Source organism: Amycolatopsis sp. SB7-3 (assembly GCF_041021335.1).
Taxonomy (GTDB): Bacteria; Actinomycetota; Actinomycetes; order Mycobacteriales; family Pseudonocardiaceae; genus Amycolatopsis; species Amycolatopsis japonica.
Genome location: NZ_JBFPJQ010000001.1, coordinates 3,286,048 through 3,306,759 on the forward strand (window position 1 = coordinate 3,286,048; position 20,712 = coordinate 3,306,759).

The 20,712-nt window shown below is 69.2% G+C and carries 21 protein-coding genes; 11 read left to right on the forward strand and 10 right to left on the reverse strand.

Translation table 11 applies throughout. The features are described 5' to 3' along the window. From meaB to AB8M46_RS16275, 4 genes are all read left to right on the forward strand, one after another. Entirely contained in the window at window positions 1-999 is a 999-nt protein-coding gene (meaB, locus tag AB8M46_RS16260; RefSeq protein WP_125732394.1) for a methylmalonyl Co-A mutase-associated GTPase MeaB, read from the forward strand. Between the two features lie 57 nt (window positions 1,000-1,056). Further along, window positions 1,057-1,356 carry a hypothetical protein gene (locus AB8M46_RS16265; RefSeq protein WP_038519335.1) on the forward strand — a complete coding sequence of 100 codons (300 nt, stop codon included), beginning with the start codon at window positions 1,057-1,059 and terminating at the stop codon, window positions 1,354-1,356. A 238-nt stretch (window positions 1,357-1,594) separates the two neighbouring features. Continuing rightward, window positions 1,595-2,893 (forward strand): amidohydrolase, encoded by a 1,299-nt coding sequence (locus tag AB8M46_RS16270; RefSeq protein WP_394360620.1) that lies wholly within the window; start codon window positions 1,595-1,597, stop codon window positions 2,891-2,893. 238 nt (window positions 2,894-3,131) lie between these two features. Continuing rightward, window positions 3,132-3,974 (forward strand): DUF559 domain-containing protein, encoded by an 843-nt coding sequence (locus AB8M46_RS16275; protein WP_378422315.1) that lies wholly within the window; start codon window positions 3,132-3,134, stop codon window positions 3,972-3,974. 62 nt (window positions 3,975-4,036) lie between these two features. Here the strand turns inward: AB8M46_RS16275 and AB8M46_RS16280 are convergent, their stop codons facing one another. Beyond that, window positions 4,037-4,489: a gamma-glutamylcyclotransferase gene (locus tag AB8M46_RS16280; RefSeq protein ID WP_179948472.1), complete on the reverse strand. Its 453-nt coding sequence runs from the start codon at window positions 4,487-4,489 to the stop codon at window positions 4,037-4,039. A 127-nt stretch (window positions 4,490-4,616) separates the two neighbouring features. On the opposite strand from AB8M46_RS16280, the gene AB8M46_RS16285 reads away from it, so the two are divergent. The 4 genes from AB8M46_RS16285 to AB8M46_RS16300 all read left to right on the forward strand — a co-directional run bounded on the left by AB8M46_RS16285 (window position 4,617) and on the right by AB8M46_RS16300 (window position 7,916). Then, a complete protein-coding gene (locus tag AB8M46_RS16285; RefSeq protein ID WP_016331316.1) occupies window positions 4,617-6,020 on the forward strand; it encodes an NAD(P)H-quinone dehydrogenase in 1,404 nt (467 codons plus the stop codon). A gap of 102 nt (window positions 6,021-6,122) precedes the next feature. Continuing rightward, window positions 6,123-6,563: a hypothetical protein gene (locus AB8M46_RS16290; RefSeq protein WP_052120347.1), complete on the forward strand. Its 441-nt coding sequence runs from the start codon at window positions 6,123-6,125 to the stop codon at window positions 6,561-6,563. A gap of 151 nt (window positions 6,564-6,714) precedes the next feature. After that, window positions 6,715-7,368, forward strand: a complete 654-nt coding sequence (locus AB8M46_RS16295) for a class F sortase (RefSeq protein ID WP_378423637.1) — start codon at window positions 6,715-6,717, stop codon at window positions 7,366-7,368. A gap of 5 nt (window positions 7,369-7,373) precedes the next feature. After that, window positions 7,374-7,916, forward strand: a complete 543-nt coding sequence (locus tag AB8M46_RS16300; protein ID WP_125732397.1) for a hypothetical protein — start codon at window positions 7,374-7,376, stop codon at window positions 7,914-7,916. On the opposite strand, the gene AB8M46_RS16305 is transcribed toward AB8M46_RS16300, so the two are convergent. From AB8M46_RS16305 to AB8M46_RS16315, 3 genes are all read right to left on the reverse strand, one after another. Continuing rightward, a complete protein-coding gene (locus tag AB8M46_RS16305; protein WP_394360621.1) occupies window positions 7,895-8,506 on the reverse strand; it encodes a hypothetical protein in 612 nt (203 codons plus the stop codon). The two genes, AB8M46_RS16300 and AB8M46_RS16305, sit on opposite strands and share 22 nt — an antisense overlap. 85 nt (window positions 8,507-8,591) lie before the next feature. Continuing rightward, entirely contained in the window at window positions 8,592-10,103 is a 1,512-nt protein-coding gene (glpK, locus tag AB8M46_RS16310) for a glycerol kinase GlpK (protein ID WP_394360622.1), read from the reverse strand. Between the two features lie 14 nt (window positions 10,104-10,117). Further along, the gene (locus AB8M46_RS16315) at window positions 10,118-10,873 is read right to left on the reverse strand and encodes an MIP/aquaporin family protein (RefSeq protein WP_174492067.1); all 756 of its coding nucleotides are present in this window, start codon (window positions 10,871-10,873) and stop codon (window positions 10,118-10,120) included. Between the two features lie 235 nt (window positions 10,874-11,108). Here AB8M46_RS16315 and AB8M46_RS16320 point away from each other — a divergent pair, with 235 nt between their 5' ends. Together AB8M46_RS16320 and AB8M46_RS16325 are read left to right on the forward strand one after the other, a co-directional pair. Continuing rightward, window positions 11,109-12,848, forward strand: coding sequence for a glycerol-3-phosphate dehydrogenase/oxidase (locus AB8M46_RS16320; protein ID WP_052120197.1), 1,740 nt, complete (start codon window positions 11,109-11,111; stop codon window positions 12,846-12,848). Between the two features lie 97 nt (window positions 12,849-12,945). After that, window positions 12,946-14,409, forward strand: a complete 1,464-nt coding sequence (locus tag AB8M46_RS16325) for an aldehyde dehydrogenase family protein (RefSeq protein WP_394360623.1) — start codon at window positions 12,946-12,948, stop codon at window positions 14,407-14,409. Between the two features lie 78 nt (window positions 14,410-14,487). On the opposite strand, the gene AB8M46_RS16330 is transcribed toward AB8M46_RS16325, so the two are convergent. From AB8M46_RS16330 to AB8M46_RS16350, 5 genes are all read right to left on the reverse strand, one after another. Continuing rightward, window positions 14,488-15,018, reverse strand: a complete 531-nt coding sequence (locus AB8M46_RS16330; RefSeq protein WP_125732402.1) for a GNAT family N-acetyltransferase — start codon at window positions 15,016-15,018, stop codon at window positions 14,488-14,490. 21 nt (window positions 15,019-15,039) lie between these two features. Further along, complete coding sequence (locus AB8M46_RS16335; protein WP_037332336.1) at window positions 15,040-15,414, reverse strand: DUF1707 domain-containing protein; 375 nt, start codon at window positions 15,412-15,414, stop codon at window positions 15,040-15,042. A 41-nt stretch (window positions 15,415-15,455) separates the two neighbouring features. Continuing rightward, on the reverse strand, window positions 15,456-15,920 hold the full coding sequence (locus AB8M46_RS16340; protein ID WP_394360624.1) for a DUF1707 domain-containing protein: 465 nt from the start codon (window positions 15,918-15,920) through the stop codon (window positions 15,456-15,458). A 46-nt stretch (window positions 15,921-15,966) separates the two neighbouring features. Then, window positions 15,967-17,757: an acetyl/propionyl/methylcrotonyl-CoA carboxylase subunit alpha gene (locus AB8M46_RS16345; protein ID WP_394360625.1), complete on the reverse strand. Its 1,791-nt coding sequence runs from the start codon at window positions 17,755-17,757 to the stop codon at window positions 15,967-15,969. Window positions 17,758-17,906: 149 nt separating this feature from the next. Continuing rightward, window positions 17,907-18,191 (reverse strand): SAV_915 family protein, encoded by a 285-nt coding sequence (locus AB8M46_RS16350; RefSeq protein WP_037332331.1) that lies wholly within the window; start codon window positions 18,189-18,191, stop codon window positions 17,907-17,909. A gap of 83 nt (window positions 18,192-18,274) precedes the next feature. On the opposite strand from AB8M46_RS16350, the gene AB8M46_RS16355 reads away from it, so the two are divergent. Then, complete coding sequence (locus AB8M46_RS16355; RefSeq protein WP_394360899.1) at window positions 18,275-18,958, forward strand: hypothetical protein; 684 nt, start codon at window positions 18,275-18,277, stop codon at window positions 18,956-18,958. Window positions 18,959-19,249: 291 nt separating this feature from the next. On the opposite strand, the gene AB8M46_RS16360 is transcribed toward AB8M46_RS16355, so the two are convergent. Next, window positions 19,250-20,614, reverse strand: a complete 1,365-nt coding sequence (locus AB8M46_RS16360) for a dicarboxylate/amino acid:cation symporter (protein WP_394360626.1) — start codon at window positions 20,612-20,614, stop codon at window positions 19,250-19,252. Between the last annotated feature and the right edge of the window lie 98 nt (window positions 20,615-20,712).

Sequence of the window (20,712 nt, forward strand, 5' to 3'; positions counted from 1 at the left end):
TTGCCGCGCAAGATCGACGTCGGGGCGCTGGCCAAAGGCGTCCTCGCGGGTGACCGCGGCCTGCTGTCGCGGGCGATCACGCTCGTCGAGTCCAATCGGGACGATCACCGGGCGCAGGCGCAAGAGCTCTTGGTCGAATTGCTCCCGCACGCGGGTGGAGCGCGGCGCGTCGGCATCACCGGGGTCCCCGGTGTCGGCAAGTCGACCTTCATCGATCAGCTCGGCACGGATCTGACCGGGGCCGGGCACAAGGTCGCCGTGCTGGCCGTCGACCCGTCGTCGACGCGGACCGGCGGCTCGATCCTGGGCGACAAGACCCGGATGGCGCGGCTCGCGGTGGATCCGAAGGCGTTCATCCGCCCTTCGCCGACTTCGGGCACGCTCGGCGGGGTCGCGCGGGCGACCCGCGAGACGATCGTGCTGATGGAGGCGGCCGGGTACGACATCGTGCTGGTCGAGACCGTCGGCGTCGGGCAGTCCGAGGTGACCGTGGCGAACATGGTCGACTGCTTCCTGTTCCTGACCCTGGCCCGCACCGGAGACCAGCTGCAGGGGATCAAGAAGGGCGTCCTCGAACTGGCGGACGTCATCGCGGTCAACAAGGCCGACGGCGACCACGAACGCGACGCGAAACGCGCGGCTCGCGAGCTGGCGGGCGCGCTGCGGATGATCTACGGCCGCGACGCCGAGTGGACGCCCCCGGTGCTGACCTGCAGCGCGCTCACCGACGTCGGGCTCGACGAGGTCTGGGCCGAAATCGGGCGCCACCGTGACGTGCTGACCGCTTCGGGTGAACTGGACGGGCGGCGACGGCGGCAGCAGGTGGAGTGGACCTGGGCGATGGTCCGCGAACAGCTGCTCGGGCGGCTCGCGGCGCATCCGGACGTGCGAGCGGTCGTTCCGGACGTCGAACGGGCGGTCCGGGACGGTGAGCTGACTCCGACGCTGGCCGCGCAACGGATTCTGGAGGCGTTCTCCGGTCCTCCGCGTGGCGGCTGACGCGGGAACCCGGCAGAGTGCAGAATCGGACTCGCGCTACGCCGACGAAAGGGAGTCATGCCGAAAAGGTCTCGTCTCGGGCAGCTGGCCGGACTGGTCGCCGCCGGGCTCGTCGTCTGCGCTCCCGTCGCGCAGGCCGTTGAGATCCAGGCGCCCGCGCCGGTGATCATGCAGGCAGCGGCGGTGCACGAAGCGCTCGAGCAGGCGCCTCCGGGGCCGGTGCTCGACCCCGCCGAGACCGACAAGGCCAACAGCCAGGAGACCAAGAACAAGGTCATCGCGGGTATCGCCGCGGCCATCCTGCTCGGCTTGGTGATCCTCGGGCGCCGCTCCCGTTCCAAGAAGAAGAAGTCCTGAACCGCTACCCGTAAGTAGAAGGACTCTCCGCTTAGCCCGGGCCGAACTCTCGCAGCCGTTCATCGCAGATCCACTACCGGCCGTCTCCGGCTCGATCACTCGACGAGCGGCTTGTCATTCGCATGGTGCACGATCTATCGCAAATGCGTATCACAGATCGAACGGCACCCAGCGTGCCTTCAGCGACCACTCGTACGGTGGTAGACGAAGGTGACTGTGTTGCGGGAGGAGGTGCGGCGTGACGGTGCTCGATTCACGTCCGGACATTCCAGGCGACCCCGAGGGTCGCGTCGTTGCCCCTATCGAGGCGCCCACCGCGCTGATCTCCGAGGCCGGCGTCAGCATGGCACCTGTGCATGATCTGGGTGCCGGGCGTGGCCCCTTCTGGCTCGACGACTGGCTCCGCGCGAACGCCACCGACGTCGTCGCGTGGCGTCGTCGCATCCACACGCACCCGGAGCTCTCCCGCCACGAGTTCGCCACGACCGAAATGGTCATGTCCCTGCTCCGCTCGGTGGGGCTCAAGCCATGGGTGCTGCCCTCGGGCACCGGCGTGGTCTGCGACATCGGCAGCGGCGACCGCTGCGTCGCCCTGCGCGCCGACATGGACGCCCTGCCGCTGACCGAGGCCACCGGGCTCCCGTACGCCTCCAAGACCGACGGCGCCGCACACATGTGCGGGCACGACGCGCACACGGCGATCCTCCTGGGCGCCGCCCGGGCGCTGGCGGGCGCGCCGGAGCTGCCGGGCCGCGTACGGCTGATCTTCCAGCCCGCCGAGGAGGTCATGCCCGGCGGCGCGCTGGACATGATCGCGGCGGGTGCGATGGAAGGCGTCGAGCGGATCTACGGGCTGCACTGCGACCCGCGGCTCGAGGTCGGCAAGGTCGGGCTGCGCGTCGGCGCGCTGACCTCCGCCGCCGACCTCATCGAGCTGCGGCTCACGTCGCCGGGCGGGCACACCTCGCGGCCGCATCTGACCGCGGACCTCGTGCACGCGCTCGGCACCGTGATCACGTCGCTGCCCGCGGTCCTTTCGCGGCGGGTCGACCCGCGATCCGGGACCGTGCTGGTCTGGGGCGCGGTGCACGCCGGGCAGGCCGCGAACGCCGTCCCGCAGGACGGGGTGCTGCGCGGCACGCTGCGCACGGCGGACCACGAGGTCTGGACGATGCTGGAGCCGCTCGTCGCGGCTTCGGTGGAGTCGCTGCTGGCGCCGACCGGGGTCGGGTTCTCCCTCGACTACCGCCGCGGCGTGCCGCCGGTCGTCTCCGATCCGGAGTCGCACGCGCTGATGCGGGCCGGCGTCGAGGCCGCCCTCGGCGAGACCGCCGTGGCCGGGACCGAGCAGTCGTCCGGCGGCGAGGACTTCGGGTGGTACCTGGAGCACGTCCAGGGCGCCTTCGCACGCCTCGGCGTGTGGTCCGGTGAAGGCCCGATGGCCGACATCCACCGCCCGACCTTCACCCTCGACGAGCGTTCGCTCCTGTGCGGAGTCCGCACGCTGGTCCACACCGCCCTGGCCGCCCTGGCCTGAGTTCCGCCCCCAATCACGCGAGTTACGTCTTCAATCACGCGAGTTCCGCCCCTGTGCACGGATGTTCGCCCTAACGGGTCCGGACATCCGCGCACAGGGTTATCCACAGCCTGGGCGAGTTATCCACAGCTCGGGAAATCGGGGCTTCCCAAGGTCGATCCGATCTTCGATTCTCGAAGACGTGATCAACTGGGGAGGACGTCATGGGGTGGTCTCGCGTGGTGAGGCCGACAGGATCTTGGGGCGGAGAGCCGTCCTCGAAGGCTTGGCGCGCGGTGCGCTGGCGCAGCCGTGGCGAGGCGTCGTCGTCCACGCCGCCGATCTGCTCAAGCTGCCGACGCTGGCGCAGGCGGCACTGCTCGCGATCGGACCGCCCGCCGTCCTGTCCGGCGTCACTTCTCTTGCCCTGCATGGGATTTCGGCTGCGGAAGGCACCACGGTCCACCTGACCGTCCCGTACTCGAGACGGGTCGGATCGAGGCCCGGGCTCGTCGTGCACAGGGCGGAATTTCACCCGTCCGATATCGTCGAACTGGACGAACTTCCCCTGTTCTCGTTGGATCGCGCGCTGGCCGATCATCTCTGCGACGGCGACGAGCGAACAGCGTTCGCCGCACTCGAAGAGGCCATGCACAACCTCGCGCCGGACCATCGGGCAGTCCTCCACACCAACGTCCGGGATCGCCTTCTCGACCGTCGCGACCGGCGAGGTATCCACAGGGCACAGATGCTGCTCGCGCTCGCGACGGGCGAGGCCGAATCGCCGTCGGAGAGCATCCTGCGCTTGATCGTCGTGGAGGCCGGGCTGCCGGTGCCGGTGGCCCAGTACGAGATCGACACCATCGACGGGCGGAAGCTGTACGTCCTCGACCTCGCTTGGCCTGAGCTGCGTATCGCCCTGGAGTACGACGGCTACGCCGCTCACGAGGGCAGGCAGGACTACGACGCGGAGCGGGACGCCCGGATGGCGGCACGCGGGTGGATCACGGTTCGTGCGACGGCGGCCGACCTGCGGGATCCGCGACGGTTACTGGCGGAGTTGCGGGGCGCGTTCGAGCGTCGTACGGCGCGACTCGCGTGATTGAGGCCGTGATTCGCGTGATCGAGGGCGGAACTCGCGTGATTGGGGGCGGAACTCGCGGGTCAGCCGGAGATGCCTTGGCAGGGGCGGGTGCGGAGGGCGTCGACGTAGTCGGCGGGGGCGCCGGCGGCCTCGGCCGCGTCGGCCAGTACGCCGAGGTAGCGCGCGGACGGGAGGCCGCCCTCGTAGGCGTCCAGGACGTACAGCCACGCCAGCACGGAGCCGTCCATGGTTTGCACGCGGAGGCGGATCTTGGAGTGGATGCCCAGCTCGCCGCCTTCCCAGCGGTCGAGATTGGGCTCGTCCAGCGAGGTGACGTCGTACAACACCACGAAGACCCGGGAGCCCGGGTCTTCGACGATGGTCGCCAGCGCGCCTTCCCAGCCGAGGTCTTCGCCGCCGAAGGTCAGCCTCCAGCCTTCCAGCCAGCCGGTGCCGGCCATGGGCGAGTGCGGAGCGCGCTCCAGCATCTGGGCGGGCTCCATATTGGATCCATACGCGGCATACAACGGCACGGCGACAGCCTAGCGACCTACCGCTCACCCGGCTGGACGCACATGCCGTGTCCGGCCACTCAATCCGCCCAACGGTCGCCCGCGTACGGTAAACGCAGTCACAGACACCGCTGCGAGGAGGAGACCAGTGACCAAGATCGTGATCATGGGCGGAGGCCCCGCCGGTTACGAAGCGGCACTGGTCGCGGCACAGCACGGAGCCGACGTCACCATCGTCGAACGGGACGGTCTCGGCGGCGCGTGCGTGCTCTACGACTGCGTCCCGTCGAAGACGTTCATCGCCTCCTCCGGCGCGCTCGCGAACATGCACGACCTCCGTGAGCTCGGCATCAACACCGACATGGCCGACACCAGCGTCGACCTGCCGACCGTCCACGGCCGCGTGAAGGGCCTCGCGCTCGCGCAGTCCGCCGACATCCGCGCCCGCGTCCAGCGCGAGGGCGTCCGCGTCGTCATCGGCCAGGCCCGGTTCGACGACGAAGAGGCCGGGCTCGCCACGCACAAGGTCGCCGTCACCGCCCCCGACGGCTCGACCGAGGTGCTCGACGCCGACGTCGTCCTCATCTCGACCGGCGCCACGCCGCGGGTGCTGCCCGGCGCCGTGCCGGACGGCGAGCGCATCCTCGACTGGCGTCAGCTCTACGACCTGCGCGAACTGCCCGAGCACCTGGCCGTCATCGGTTCGGGTGTCACCGGCGCCGAGTTCGCCTCGGCCTACACCGAGATGGGTGTCAAGGTCACCGTCGTCTCCAGCCGCGACCGCGTGCTCCCGCACGAGGACGCCGACGCCGCCGCCGTGCTCGAAGAGGTCTTCTCCCAGCGCGGCACCACGGTCGTCAAGCAGGCCCGCGCCGACAAGGTCGAGCGCACCGAAAAGGGCGTCGAGATCCACCTCTCCGACGGCCGCGTGATCGAAGCCAGCCACGCGCTGATGACCGTCGGTTCGGTGCCCAACACCACCGACATCGGCCTGGAGAAGGTCGGCATCGAGCCCGGCCCCGGCGGCTTCATCGGCGTCGACCGCGTTTCCCGTACCAGCGCGCCCGGTATCTACGCGGCAGGCGACTGCACCGGGGTGCTCATGCTCGCCTCCGTGGCCAGCATGCAGGGCCGCATCGCGATGTGGCACGCGCTCGGTGAGGGTGTCGCGCCGATCAAGCTCAAGACCGTCGCCGCCAACGTGTTCACCCACCCCGAGATCGCGACCGTCGGCATCAGCCAGCAGGCGATCGACTCGGGTGAGGTGCCCGCCCGCACCATCATGCTCCCGCTCGCGACGAACGCCCGCGCGAAGATGGAAGGCCTGCGACGCGGTTTCGTGAAGCTGTTCTGCCGCCCCGCCACCGGCGTGGTCGTCGGTGGGGTGGTCGTGGCGCCGACGGCGAGCGAACTCATCCTTCCCATCGCGCTCGCCGTCCAGAACCAGCTCACAGTGGAACACCTGGCACTGACATTTTCGGTGTACCCGTCGCTGTCGGGGTCGATCACCGAGGCGGGCCGCCAGCTCATGCGGCACGACGACTTGGACTGATCTTCGCCGCCGAGCAACCTTCGCGGTGGTGCCCGCGTCTAGCGCGTGTCGGTGTTTCGTTGACAGCTAGGGGTTTTCGTGATTCGCAGGGTGCTCGCCGGAGTGGTGGCGATCGGTGCGGCGGTGCTGGCTGGGCCGGCGACCGGTTTCGCTCAGCAACCCCAGCCGGATCCCGGTGTCACCGTGCAGCTCAACGACGACACGGCGTACGAACTCGGGCTCGTCAACAAGTACGTGCACGGCGACGCCAACGTGGCGCTGGCGCAATGCCCCGGCGGAGACGGCATGAAGGCACCGACGTCGACGACGTTCTCTTCGCCGGTGCTGACCATCGGGAAATACGACTACGGCCCGCTCATCGGGGTCCCGGCGAATGTCAGCGCCGACGTCGAACTCAAGGCCGGTACGGCTCCCGGCAGCTACCCGCTGACCGTCAACTGCAACGGAAAGTCTTATACGGCAACGTTTTCCGTGCCGCCCCGGCAGGTGAGCGCGGTACCCGCGGGCGCCGCCCACGCGGGCGACGGCAGCCTGGCCTCCTGACTTCCGTCCTCTCGCACCGACGGTCGCGATCATTTCGTGACCCTGGCGGGCAACCGCCGGGCCGCGTGAGGCGTTTGGCAGTCGTGGGGTGAACGACGAGCCGGTCCCGGTCTGGGGGCCGGGACCGGCTCGGTGCGCCCGGGAGGTGGACATGAAAGCGAACTGGGTGCGGCGGCGACGGGCGCCGCTGGTGCTCGCGGCCGTCCTGTTGGCCGTCTTGGCGACGCTGGCGATCGTCCTGTCCGGTCCGGGAGAGACCGGCCAGGCCGCGCCTCCGGCGAGCACGGAGCGGACAGAGGTGCCGGTGGCACCGGGCAGCGAGCCGGAGGCCGAACCGGTCGGCGGGATGCCGAAGGCCGATCCGGTGTCGATCGACGTGCCGAAGATCGAGGCGAAGTCCAGCCTGATCCCGCTCGGGCTCAACGCGGACAACACCATCGAGGTACCGCCGGTGACCCGGCCGTTGCAGGCGGGCTGGTACGTGAACGGACCGACCCCGGGGGAGGTCGGGCCGTCGGTGATCCTCGGGCACGTGGACGGCAACAAGCAGAAGGGCATCTTCTTCCGGCTGAAGGAACTGGCGCCCGGCGACAAGGTCTCGGTCGCCCGCAAGGACGGCACGACGGCCGAGTTCGCGGTCACGAAGGTCGAGCGGGTGGCGAAGGACAAGTTCCCGACCGACGCCGTCTACGGCGACACCGCCGAACCGGAACTGCGGCTCATCACCTGCGGCGGGGTCTTCGACAAGGCGTCGCGCAACTATCTCGACAACATCATCGTTTTCGCCCGGTTGATCGCGAGGTGAGTTCCATGATCAGGTCCGCCCTGGTGCTGGCGTGCGGGGTCGCGCTGGTCGTCCCGGCCGTCGCGTACGCGCAGGACGCCCCGTCCACGAGCCCGAAGGCGGATCCGTACCCGTTCCTCGGTCTCTCGCCCCGGCAGTCGGTGGCGGGGGAGGAGATCCTGGTCTCAGTCGGCTGTCCGGTCGGCGAACTGGGCGAGGTGAAGTCGAAGGTGTTCGACCGCATCGGCGAATTCACGGTGACCAACGAGGTTCCGGTGATCCAGGGCGCCGTCGCGCATATCGACGCCGAGGCACGGCCTGCCTTCTACACGGTCACGGCGATCTGCAAGACCACGAAGATCACGGCGAATCTCGAAATCGTGCCGGACAAAACGCCGACGTCGTCGAGTAAACCGCCTGCGCCGAAGCCGACAGTTCTGCCGAAGCCTTCTTCGCCGGGAAAACCGGCTTCGGGCCGTCAGGTTTCGAAAATTCCGGTGGGCGCGCCGCAGACCGGGGCAACCGATTCCCTTTCCCGATGGTGTTCTCAGTGCGAGGGCTCGCATTGAGGGAGAAAGATCATGGGAATGAAGGGAATCGTCGCGGGCGCCGGTTTGCTCGCGATGACGGCGGGAGTGTTCCTCGCTCCGCAGGCGTCGGCCACCGCGCCACCGCCGAAATTGTCGGTCAGTCCGGCGAAGGTCGCGCCGGGGCAGGCGTTGGACTTCAGTGCCAGTTGCCATGGCACGCCCACCGCCGTGACGTCGCCGGGCCTGACCGGTCCGGTCACGCTCTCGGCCCAGGCCGGCGCGGCGTACACCGGGAACGGGAAGGCCGCGGGGAGGACCGGCAAGTTCAAGGCGAGTTTCCGGTGCGACGGCGGGCCGAACCTGCCCGCAGCCAGTGGAACGGCGACCGTCGAGTTCGAGATCGTCTGCCCACCGCCGACGACCACGCCCACCAAACCGCCGTCGAGCAGCAAGCCACCGTCCAGCAGCCAGCCGCCGTCCAGCAGTGAACCGCCGTCGAGCAGCAGCGCGCCGTCGTCGAGTTCGGCGCGGGTCGTCCCGGCCGCGTTGACGAAGCCGTGCGGTACGCCGGGCAAGACGCCGCAGGTGAAGGTCAAGCCCGCCGGTGCCCCGCAAACCGGCGGCGGCATTTAGTCCTCTGAATGCGCCAAGTAAGTGAAGGCCTCCTTGAGGGCCGCAGGGTCCCTCAAGGAGGCCTTCACGGACAACCGCAGGTCAGTCTTCGTCGACCCAGTCGAAGGTCTTCGTGACCGCCTTCTTCCAGTTCCGGTACTCCGACTCGCGGCGGGTCTCGTCCATCGACGGGTCCCACTGCTTGTCCTGCGCCCAGTTGTTGCGGATGTCGTCCTCGCTCTTCCAGAAGCCCACCGCGAGACCGGCCGCGTAGGCCGCGCCGAGCGCGGTGGTCTCGTTGACCACCGGCCGGATCACCGGCACGCCGAGGATGTCGGCCTGGAACTGCATGAGCAGCTCGTTGACGACCATGCCGCCGTCGACCTTCAGCGACTTCAGCGGGACACCGGAGTCGGCGTTCATCGCGTCGATCACCTCGCGCGACTGGAACGCCGTCGCCTCCAGGACCGCCCGCGCGATGTGTCCCTTGTTGACGAACCGGGTGAGGCCGACGATCGCGCCGCGGGCGTCGGAGCGCCAGTACGGCGCGAAGAGACCCGAGAACGCCGGCACGAAGTACGCGCCACCGTTGTCCTCGACGGTCCGGGCGTGCTGCTCGACCTCGGCCGCGGAGCCGATCAGGCCGAGGTTGTCCCGCAGCCACTGCACGAGCGAACCGGTGACCGCGATCGAACCTTCGAGCGCGTACACCGTGTCGTTCGAACCGATCTTGTAGCAGACCGTGGTGAGCAGCCCGTTGTCCGACATGACCTTCTCGGTGCCGGTGTTGAGCAGCATGAAGTTGCCGGTGCCGTAGGTGTTCTTGGCTTCACCCGGCGACAGGCACGCCTGCCCGAAGGTCGCCGCCTGCTGGTCGCCCAGGATGCCCGAGATCGGTACCCCGGCCAGCGCGCCCTTCTCCCGGACCTTGCCGTAGGTCTCCGACGACGACCGGATCTCCGGGAGCATCGACAGCGGGATCGTCATCTCCTCGGCGATCTCCGCGTCCCAGGTCAGCGTGTCGAGGTCCATCAGCATGGTCCGCGACGCGTTGGTCGGGTCGGTGACGTGCACGCCGCCGTCGACCCCGCCGGTCATGTTCCACAGCACCCAGGTGTCCATGTTGCCGAAGATCAGGTCCCCGGCTTCGGCCTTCGCGCGGGCGCCGTCAACGTTGTCGAGGATCCACTTGATCTTCGGTCCGGAGAAGTAGGTCGCCAGCGGCAGGCCCACCTTCGCGCGGTAGCGCTCCTGCCCGCCGCCGAGCGCGCCCAGGTCGGCGACGATCTTGTCGGTGCGGGTGTCCTGCCACACGATCGCGTTGTACACCGGCTTGCCGGTGGTGCGGTCCCAGACCAGCGTGGTCTCGCGCTGGTTGGTGATGCCGACGGCGACGATGTCGCTCGCGACCAGGTCGCCCTTGGCCAGCGCGCCCGCGGCGACGGCCCGCGTGTTCTCCCAGATCTCTTCGGCGTTGTGCTCGACCCAGCCCGCCTTCGGGAAGATCTGCTCGTGCTCCCGCTGGTCGACGGCGACCACCCGGCCGGAGTGGTCGAAGATCATGCAGCGGGTCGACGTGGTGCCCTGGTCGATCGCGGCTACGTACGAAGTCATCGAAAACTCCAGTCTCAGGTGAGGTTGTGGACGGCGAGGAAGAGCAGGGCGGCCAGGGCACCGCCGACCAGCGGGCCGGCGACCGGGACCCAGGAGTAGCCCCAGTTCGGGTTGGCCTTGTTCTTGATGGGCAGCAGGAACGCGTACGCGATGCGGGGGCCGAGGTCTCGGGCCGGGTTGATGGCGTAACCGGTCGGGCCACCGAGGGACTGGCCGATGACCAGCACGACGAACGCTACACCCGCGTAGCCGAGTGCGGAGTTGCCGAAGTTCGGCGTGCCGCCCTCACCCGTGGCGTTGGCGTAGACCGGGCTGAGCAGGATCCACGCGACCAGCACGAAGGTGCCGATGATCTCGGTGACGAGGTTCCACGCCTTGTTCGGGATCTGCGGCGCGGTCGAGAAGATGCCGAGCGTCTCGTCGCGCTGCGGGTGGTCGTCGAACTGCAGCTTGTAGGCGGCCCAGCAGAGCACGGCGCCGAGGATCGCGCCGACCATCTGCCCGGCGAAGTAGATCGGGACGTCCGCCCACTTCGTCTTGTCCGCGATGGCGAGGCCCAGCGTGACCGCGGGGTTCAGATGCGCGCCGCTCGGCGCGGCGATGCTCGCGCCGGCGAAGACCGCGAACGCCCACCCGAGGGTGATCATCACGACGCCACCGTTGTGGCCGTTGTTCTTCCGCAACACGTGGTTGGCGACCACGCCGTTACCCAACAGGATCAGGACCGCCGTTCCCAGCAGCTCCCAGACGAATATGGCTCCTGCACTCACCGCTTGACCTCCACTTTGGACATTCCGCGCAGGGTCGAACACGGTGTGCTACGGCGCCCTTGCCGACCCACGTCCGTGGCACGTTACCGTCGCGTATTTGTTCCTTCCAGGCGTCGCGGGAACCAATCCTTCCAAGATCGACGAGGGTTACGCCACACGTGTCACCCGCATAACGGACCGGTCGCGGCCGATCGTGCGATGCTGGAGTCACAGCGGCACCAAGGAGGAATGTCACGTGGCAAGCTCTCAGCGCGAAGCCGAAAACAGCCCCGCCAGGCTGGGACCGCTCAAGCGGGAAGAGTCTTGGCAGCGGCTGGGTGAGGACAAATTCGACCTCGTCGTCATCGGCGGCGGAGTGGTCGGGGCGGGCACGGCGCTCGACGCCGCGACACGCGGCCTGCGGGTCGCCCTCGTCGAAGCGCGCGACCTCGCCTCGGGAACGTCGAGCCGGTCCAGCAAACTCTTCCACGGCGGGCTCCGTTACCTCGAACAGCTGGAATTCGGGCTGGTGCGGGAAGCTCTGCGGGAACGCGAGCTGATGCTGACGACGATCGCCCCGCATCTGGTGAAGCCGGTCAGCTTCCTGTACCCGCTGACCCACCGGATCTGGGAGCGTCCGTACACCGCGGCCGGCCTGCTGATGTACGACACGATGGGCGGCGCGCGGTCGGTCCCCGGCCAGAAACACCTGAGCCGCGCGGGCGCGCTGCGGATGGTCCCGGCGCTGAAGCGGTCCGCGTTGATCGGCGGGATCCGTTACTACGACGCGCAATCCGACGACGCGCGGCACACGATGACCGTCGCCCGCACCGCCGCGCACTACGGCGCCGTCGTGCGCACTTCCACCCAGGTGGTCGGTTTCCTCCGCGAGGCGGACCGTATTTCCGGTGTCCGCGTGCGCGACGTCGAGGACGGTCGCGAGACCGAGATCCACGCCTCCGCGGTGGTCAACTGCACCGGCGTGTGGACCGACGAACTGCAGCGTCTTTCCGGTGGCCGCGGCCGGTTCCGCGTGCGGGCGAGCAAGGGCGTGCACATCGTCGTCCCGCGCGACCGGATCGTCTCGGAATCGGGCATGATCCTGCGCACCGAGAAGTCCGTGCTGTTCGTCATCCCGTGGCGCAACCACTGGATCGTCGGGACCACCGACACCGACTGGAACCTCGATCTCGCGCATCCCGCCGCGACCAAACACGACATCGACTACCTCCTCGAACACGTCAACACCGTGCTCGCGACACCGCTCACGCACGACGACATCGAAGGCGTCTACGCCGGTCTCCGGCCTTTGCTCGCCGGGGAAAGCGAAGAGACGTCGAAGCTTTCGCGGGAGCACGCGGTCGCGCGTGTCGCACCGGGACTGGTCGCGATCGCGGGCGGCAAGTACACGACGTACCGGGTGATGGCGGCCGACGCCGTCGACGCCGCGGCCGTCGACCTGCCGGGCAGGCCGCAGTCGTCCATCACGGACAAGGTGCCGCTGCTCGGCGCCGACGGCTACCACGCGCTGGTGAACCAGGCCGATCATCTGGCCAGTGAGCACGGGCTGCACCCGTACCGCGTGCGTCACCTGCTCGACCGGTACGGCTCGATGGTGCACGAGGTCCTCGCGCTCGGCGAAGGACGGCCGGAACTGCTGAAGCCGCTGGAGCACGCTCCGGACTACCTCGGCGTCGAGGTCGTGTACGCGGCCAGCCACGAGGGCGCGCTTCACCTGGAAGACGTGCTCGCGCGGCGGACGCGGATCTCGATCGAGTACGCGCACCGCGGCGTCGACTGCGCGGCGCAGGTCGCCACGCTGGTGGGCGAGGTGCTCGGCTGGTCGAAGGACGAGGAGAAGCGGGAAGTCGAGGTGTACAAGGCACGGGTCGACGCGGAACGGGAGTCCCAGTCGCAGCCGAGCGACGAGGCCGCCGACGCGTTGCGCTCCGCCGCGCCGGAAGCACGCTCGGGGATCATCGAGCCGGTGAGTTGATCGCCGCTGCCGCGTGGTGTGCCACGCGCGCAGGGATCATTGCCTGATCCGGTGAATCTGGCATAGCGTCGGCCTTCCCGAGACGGAAGGCGGCCTTGTGGTGTTTCTCGACGCGTCGACGTGGACGGACCGGATCTTCGCCGGCGGTGCCTGGGTGCCCGGATCCGGTGGCGTCCGTGACGTCACGGAGCCCGCGACCGGAGCGGTGCTGGGAAGCGTCGGGATCGCCTCGGCCGAAGACGCCGCGAAAGCGGCGGAGACGGCGGCCGAGGCGCAGCGGGCTTGGGCGGCGACGCCGCACGTCCAACGGGCCGCGATCCTGCGCAAGGCGGCCACGTTGTGGTCGCAGTACGCCGACGAGATCCGCTGGTGGAACGTCCGCGAGGTCGGCGCGGTGCCGGGAGTCGCGGGCTTTTCGCTGCATGTCGCGGAGCAGGAGTGCTACGAAGCGGCGGCCCTGCCCGGCCGTCCGTACGGCGAACTCCTGCCGAGCGAGGAGCCGCGCCTTTCGATGGCGCGCCGTGTCCCGGCCGGTGTGGTCACCGTGATCTCGCCGTTCAACATGCCGATCATCCTCGGCATCCGCTCGGTCGCCCCGGCGCTCGCGCTGGGGAACGCGGTCATCCTGAAGCCGGATCCGCGCACCGCCGTCACCGGCGGCGTCATCCTCGCGCGGATCTTCGAGGAGGCGGGGCTGCCGCCGGGTGTGCTGCAGATGCTGCCGGGCGGCGCGGACGTCGGCGAGACACTGGTGACGCATCCGGCGGTCCGGGTCATCTCGTTCACCGGGTCGACCGGTGCCGGGCGCAAGGTCGGCGAACTCGCCGGGAAGCATTTGAAGCGGGCGCATCTGGAGTTGGGCGGGAACTCCGCGCTCATCGTGCTCGACGACGCGGACGTCGACGAGGCCGCCGGGGTCGCCGCGTTCGGCTCGTTCTTCCACCAGGGCCAGATCTGCATGACCACCGGCCGGCACCTCGTGCACGAGCGGCTCTACGACGACTTCGTCGAGCGGCTGGCGGCGAAGGCGGCGGCGTTGCGGGTGGGCGACCCGGCGCGGGACGAGGTCGCGCTCGGGCCGATCATCGACGCCGGACAGCGGGACAAGATCCACGAGCTGGTCACGGCCAGCGTGACGGCGGGGGCGCGGGTCGCCGCCGGCGCCGAGTACGACCGGCTGTTCTACTCCGCGACGGTGCTCGCCGACGTGCCGCCGACGGCGCCCGCGGTCGCCCAGGAGATCTTCGGCCCGGTCGCGCCGGTCGTGCGGTTCTCCGACGCGGAGGAGGCCATCCGCCTCGCGACGGCGAGCGAGTACGGGCTCTCGCTGGGGATCGTCACGCGCGATGTCCTCAAAGGACTGGAGCTCGCGGATCGCGTCCCGACCGGGATCGTGCACATCAACGACCAGACGGTCAGCGATGAGGCGAACAGCCCCTTTGGTGGCGTCGCCGCTTCGGGCACCGGAAGCCGCTTCGGCGGCGCGGCGGCGAACATCGAGGCGTTCACCGAGACCCGCTGGGTCACCGTCCGGAACCCGCCGCCGACCTACCCCTTCTGACCGCCCGCATTTCGTCCTCTGGATGCGGTAGTTGGTGTCGCGTACTACCGCATTCAGAGGACGAAATGCGTAAGGGGGTCAGGCGGTGCGGCGCCAGCGGATGAGGCGTTCCCCGGTCGGGGCCGGATCGAGTTCGGGCCCGACCAGGGTGAACCCGCATTTGCGGGCGACCGAGGCGGACACCTCGTTCGTCTCCTCGTAGCGGTAGCTGACCTCGCGCAGGCCGAGCCCGCCGAAACCGAAGCGCAGGGCCGCGTTGAGCGCGGTGCTCGCGACCCCCTTGCCCCGCGACGCCGCGCGCACCCAGACCGACGCTTCGGCGTACCCGGCGTCGAGATCGAGATCCCGCAGGCCGACCTCGCCCAGCAGATCCCCGGTCGTCGGCTCGGCCACCGCCCAGGAACAGCGCTCGTCACCCGCCCACTGGGCGGCGCGCAGCGCGACGTACTCGGTCGCCTCGTCCAGGTCCCGCAAGCGGTAGTTGAGGACGTACTTGCGGTGCGTCGGGTCCGCGAAGGCCGCGACCAGCGCCGGACGGTCGTCGAGGGCCTTGTCCGCCCGCAGCTGCCGCAGGTAGTACTCGCCCGCGTTGATCTCCACCGGTTCCACCCTTCGAGGGTAACCGGCGCTTCAGCGGCGGCGGCTCATGATCAGCGCGACCGCCAGCGGCAGCAGGAAGACCAGGAACGTCCCGCGCGTGAAGAAGAACAACGCGATCGCGACGGCGGCGGCGATCGGCACGGCACTGGCCGTCAGCCATTTCGACGGCTGGATCTCGTTCTTCTCGGCCGCCTGCGCGACGCCGGGCATCGGCGGCAGGGGGAGCAGCGCGCTGGGCCGGGGTGAAGGCAGGTCCGTGAACAGCGGTTCGAGTTCGCTCGCCATCCGCGCGGCGCTGACCTTCGCCGACCGCGAACCGAACTCGTCGAGGTCGAGTCTGCCGGTGCGGACATGCTCTTCCAGCGCCTCGAGCGCGTCTTGGCGTTCGGCGTCGCTCAGCCGCATGTCCGGTCTCTCGGCACCCACGTCCCGAGTCTACGGGCGGATCAGCCGTCGAGTTCCCGCCGACGCTGCTTCCCGAGCTTCTTGTGCGAGTTCTCCCAGCCCTTGCCCCAGATGCCCTCGCCGACGGCGCTGATCCCGATCGGGACGAGGATGAACCACCAGGTGATGCCGGTGGTGATGATCAGCGCGATGGTGGCGATGAACAGGATCGGCAGGAGCGCGCCCATGACGCGTTGCGTCGGGGAGATGCCCGCCCACGGCGACGCCGGTTTCTCCGGTTCGCCGACGGCCGCCTTCGGAGCGTCGTAGCGGGGGTGCGGCTCGGGCAGGTCGAGGAAGATTTCGGCCAGCTCGCCGCGGGTTTTGGCGGCGGTGATCCGGGCGGACCGGTCACCGAATTCGTCGATGTCGATCCTGCCCACGGTCATATGCTCGCCGAGCGCGGTCAGCGCGGACTCGCGATCCTGATCACTGATCCGCAGCAGCGGAGACGGAACCTCGCTCACCCTTTCGAGAATAGGCCGGGCGAGGTCCCGTCAACCACGACATTCGTCAGTCTTTGAGCTCGAACAGCTGCGTGCCCTGCGTCACCGCGGCGCCGACCTCGACCGAGAGCCCGGTGACGGTGCCCGCTTTGTGCGCGGTGACCGGGTTCTCCATCTTCATCGCTTCGAGCACGACGACCAGCTCGCCCGCCTCGACCCGCTGGCCCTCTTCGACGGCGACCTTGACGATGGTGCCCTGCATCGGCGCGGTGACCGCGTCGCCGCTCACCGCGGCCTTGGTGCCGCCCGCGCGCTTGCGCGGCTTGGCCTTCACAGCCGTCCCGCCGCCACCGGCGTCGAGCGAGAAACCGCCGGGGAGCGACACTTCGAGCCGTCGGCCGCCGACCTCGACGACGACGTTCTGCCGGGGCTGCTCTTCCTCGGCCTCGACGGTTTCCGGCGCCACGAACGGCTCGATGGTGTTCTCGAACTCGGTCTCGATCCAGCGGGTGTGGACGCTGAAACCGTTCTCGTCGCCGATGAAGGCCGGGTCGTTCACGATCACGCGGTGGAACGGCAGGACCGTCGCCATCCCGTCGGCGACCATCTCGGCCAGCGCGCGGCGGCTGCGCTCGAGCGCGTTCTGCCGGTCCGAGCCGGTGACGATCAGCTTCGCGAGCATCGAGTCGAACTGGCCGCCGATGACGCTGCCGGACTCGACGCCCGAGTCGACGCGGACGCCGGGGCCGCTCGGCGCGACGAACTTCGTCACGGTGCCGGGCGCGGGCAGGAAGCCGCGGCCGGCGTCCTCGCCGTTGATGCGGAACTCGATCGAGTGGCCGCGCGGTTCCGGGTCCTCGGTGATGCGCAGCTTCTCGCCGCGCGCGATGCGGAACATCTCGCGCACGAGGTCGAGGCCCGTCGTCTCCTCGGACACCGGGTGCTCGACCTGCAGTCGCGTGTTGACTTCGAGGAACGAGATCGTGCCGTCGACGGCGACGAGGTACTCGACGGTCCCGGCGCCGTAGTAGCCGGCTTCCTTGCAGATCGCCTTCGCGGATTCGTGGATGCGCTTGCGCTGCTCGTCGGTCAGGAACGGCGCGGGCGCCTCCTCGACCAGCTTCTGGTGGCGGCGCTGCAGCGAGCAGTCGCGGGTGCCGACGACGATGGCGTTGCCGTGCTGGTCGGCGAGGACCTGCGCCTCGACGTGGCGCGGCTTGTCGAGGTAGCGCTCGACGAAGCATTCGCCGCGGCCGAAGGCGGAGATCGCCTCGCGCGTCGCCGATTCGAAGAGTTCGGGGATCTCTTCGCGGGTGCGGGCGACCTTCAGGCCACGGCCGCCACCGCCGAACGCCGCCTTGATCGCCACCGGCAGGCCGTGCTCGTCGGCGAAGGCGATGATCTCGTCGGCGTTCGCGACGGGGTCCTTGGTGCCGGGCACGAGCGGGGCGCCGGCGTGCAGCGCGATGTGGCGCGCGGTGACCTTGTCCCCGAGGTCGCGGATGGCCTGCGGGCTCGGCCCGATCCAGGTCAGCCCGGCGTCGATCACCGCCTGGGCGAAGTCCGCGTTCTCGGAGAGGAACCCGTAGCCGGGGTGGACCGAGTCCGCGCCCGACCGCTTGGCGGCGTCGAGCAGCTTGTCGAAGACGAGGTAGCTCTCGGCCGCGGTGGTGCCGCCGAGCGCGAAGGCCTCGTCCGCGAGGCGCACGTGGGGTGCGTCGCGGTCAGGATCGGCGTAGACGGCGACGCTGGTCAGCCCGGCGTCCTTCGCCGCCCTGATCACCCGTACCGCGATTTCCCCGCGGTTCGCGATCAGGATCTTGGTCACCGGACCACCTGTGCCGGCCTGCTCGGTCACGCCGTACCTCCTGCGTTCGCACGTCGGGCCGCCCCGATGCGGCTCCGCAGCAGTTTACGGAAGTTCCCGCTCTGATTAGTGAGAGCAAGGCCACCCGGTGACACTGTTTATAGCAGCGGCTGGAGGGGGCGTAGTTCTTCTAACAGGCCCTACACCAGGGCTTCGCGATGCCGCAGTTCTTCCGGAAGATCGGAATCGAGCACGATCAGGTCGTACGGCTGGGCCTGGTGGACCCGGCCGAGGTGCTCGGATTTCACCAGTGCCCACGGCTGGTGCGGCCCGCAGCACTCGACCAGGCGCTGCACGGAACTGAAGGCGATCAACGCCATCCGGCCGTCCTTGGTCGCGCGGAGTTCGATTTCCGCGCTCGTGTAGTCCTTCGGCTTTTTCGCCGTCGGAAGGAACAGTGCGGTGGGCAGTCCGGGGTTCGTCACAGGAACAACATAGACGTGCACTCTGCGCTAGATCACTTACGCTCTGGGATATGCGGACACAGGAAGCGCGGGCGCCACTATCCGTGCTGCTCACCGCCCTGCTGGCGGTGGTGGTGACGGCGGGCGTGATCGTCGCCGTGATCCTGCTCCGCCCGGCCGCCCCGACGCCCGACGGCGACCCCGGTGTGCCTCCGGTGTCCGATGGCGCCCCGAGCGCGCCCGGGGTGAACTGCGGCGACTCGGCCTGCCGCGAGATCGGCGCGATGACCGTCGGCGGGCTGCCCGTCGTGCTGCTGGCCGACGGCGCGGGGAAACAGGGTCTGGTCCGGATCGGCGCGGACACCGCGTACCCGCTGATGATCAACGACATGGGGGTCACCCTGAAGGGCGATTCTTTGCGCTGTGTCGACGGGGCGACGCCGGTGTGCCTGGTGCGCGGCGAGACGGGTGCCGGTGCGGCGGGGGAACTGTTCGTCGCGCGCGGCGGCATCTGGCGGGACACCGGGAAGCCGTACTTCTCCGACGCCGGGACGGTCGCCCTGAACGACGTGACCGCCGACGGGGTCGCGGACGTCATCGTCGTGCGGCACGAATGCCCCGGCGCGCAGTCCGGCTCGGCGCGGTGCCAGGCGGCGCCGGTGCTCGCGGAGGTCTACGACGTCGCCCGCGGTTCCGTGGGGTGCACGCGGCGGTACACCGCGCCTTCGGAGCTGAGGGGCTGGCCGGATGTCCGGCTGACGAAGGCGGATCTGCGGGCCTGCCCCTGACCGGGAGCAAGGGACCTTTGCTACCACTCGGGCGGCGGGAGGCGGGGGTGTGTGTGGAAATAGGGACGTTGAGTGTCCCGATTTCCACACACCCTGTACGCCGCGTAGCGATGCGTACGGACTGTGTGGATTTTGGTGCGTTGGATGACCCGAAATCCACACAGTCGCCACAGCGCGGGGAGCAAGGGACCTTTGCTACCACTCGGGCGGCCGCTCCCAGCCCAAGTACATGAAGGCCCCCCTTCACAGCGCCAGGCGCAAGGAAGGGGGCCTTCATGTACTTCAGAAGCGTCACGCACCAGCGGTGGCAGGCTCCTTCTCGGAGGCAGTAGCCGCTTCGCCGCTTTCAGTCGGCGAAGGGTCCGTCGGCGAGTTGAGCACCTCGTCGTCCAGAAGGCCTTCGCCGCGAGCGACGACCACCGGAACGACGATCTGGCCGGCGACGTTGGTCGCGGTCCGCATCATGTCCATGATCGGGTTCACCGAGTAGATCAGCGCGATCCCGAGCGCCACCTGCTGCGCGTCGAGGCCGATGAACGCGGTGGTCAGGGTCAGCGCGGTCAGCCAGCCGGTGGTGCCCGCGGTGGCCAGCGCGCCGAGCACGGCGACCACGACGATCCCGACGTACTGCCAGATGTTCAGCGAAACCCCGGACAGGTTCGCGATGAAGATGGCGCCGATCGCGGGGAACACCGCGGCGCAGCCGTCCATCTTCGTCGCGCTGCCCAGCGGAGTCGCGAAGGCGGCGTACGCGGGCTGGACGCCCAGGTTCACGGCGGACTGCCGGGTGAGGGGCAGCGTCGCGGCCGAAGACTGCGAAGCGAACGCGAACTGGATCGCCGTGCCCGCCTTCGAGAAGAACTTCAGCGGGCTGACCTTCGCCACGAACTGCAGCAGGATCGGGTAGACCACCAGCAGCACCACGAGGCAGCCGACGTACACCGCGAGAGTGGTGGTGAACAGCGGCCGGAACAGGGCGTCACCGTAGTTCGCGACCGCGGCGCCGATCAGGCCGACGATGCCGATCGGGGCGAGCCGGACGATCCAGCCGAGGTAGCGCTGGATGATCTCGAAGACGCTGGTCGTGAAGTCGACGAAGGGCTTGGCCTTGTCACCGAGGCTGTAGGCCGCCGCGCCGATCAGCACGGCGAGGAACAGCACCTGAAGCGTCGAGCCTTCGGTGAAGGCGGCGAAGAAGTTCTTCGGCAGGAAGCCTTCGATGAAGGCGCTCCAGGAGCCCCAGTTGTCGACGCTCTTGGTGGCCTTGTCCGCGTTCTTCGCGGTCGCGGCGACGCCTTCGCCGAGGCCGCCGCTGCCCGGGTTGAACAGCTTCGCGACGGCGATGCCGATCAGCGACGCGATGAACGAGGTGATCGCGAACCACAGGACGGTCTTGCCACCCAGTCGCGCGGCCTTCTTGCCGCCGCCGAGGTTGCGCAGGCTGTTGATGCCGACCACGATCGCCGTGAAGACCAGCGGGATCACCGCGATCTGCAGCAGCGTCGTGAAGATCGTGCCGATCTGGTCGAGCAGGTCGGTCAGCCAGCTCGCCTCGGTCGTCCTGGCGAGGACGCCGAGCAGGGCGCCCACGACGAGCGAGCCGAGGACCGCCGCCGCGAAGACCCTTGGCCTTGTGTAGGTCCGAATGAAAGACACGGGGCGACTCCGGTGCGTGAAAGTTTCCTGATTTCCCGAACGTGAAGAACGTTCGGCGAAGCAGGACTCTTCCGGATCACCTGATCGTGTGGGAGTCG

What these genes read in the sequence shown, in the direction of transcription:
- AB8M46_RS16265 (WP_038519335.1), top strand. Translation starts at nt 1,057, where the DNA reads ATGCCGAAAAGGTCTCGTCTCGGGCAGCTGGCCGGACTGGTCGCCGCC.
- AB8M46_RS16295 (WP_378423637.1), top strand. Translation starts at nt 6,715, where the DNA reads ATGAAAGCGAACTGGGTGCGGCGGCGACGGGCGCCGCTGGTGCTCGCG.
- AB8M46_RS16300 (WP_125732397.1), top strand. Translation starts at nt 7,374, where the DNA reads ATGATCAGGTCCGCCCTGGTGCTGGCGTGCGGGGTCGCGCTGGTCGTC.
- AB8M46_RS16305 (WP_394360621.1), bottom strand. Translation starts at nt 8,506, where the DNA reads ATGCCGCCGCCGGTTTGCGGGGCACCGGCGGGCTTGACCTTCACCTGC.
- glpK (WP_394360622.1), bottom strand. Translation starts at nt 10,103, where the DNA reads ATGACTTCGTACGTAGCCGCGATCGACCAGGGCACCACGTCGACCCGC.
- AB8M46_RS16335 (WP_037332336.1), bottom strand. Translation starts at nt 15,414, where the DNA reads ATGCGGCTGAGCGACGCCGAACGCCAAGACGCGCTCGAGGCGCTGGAA.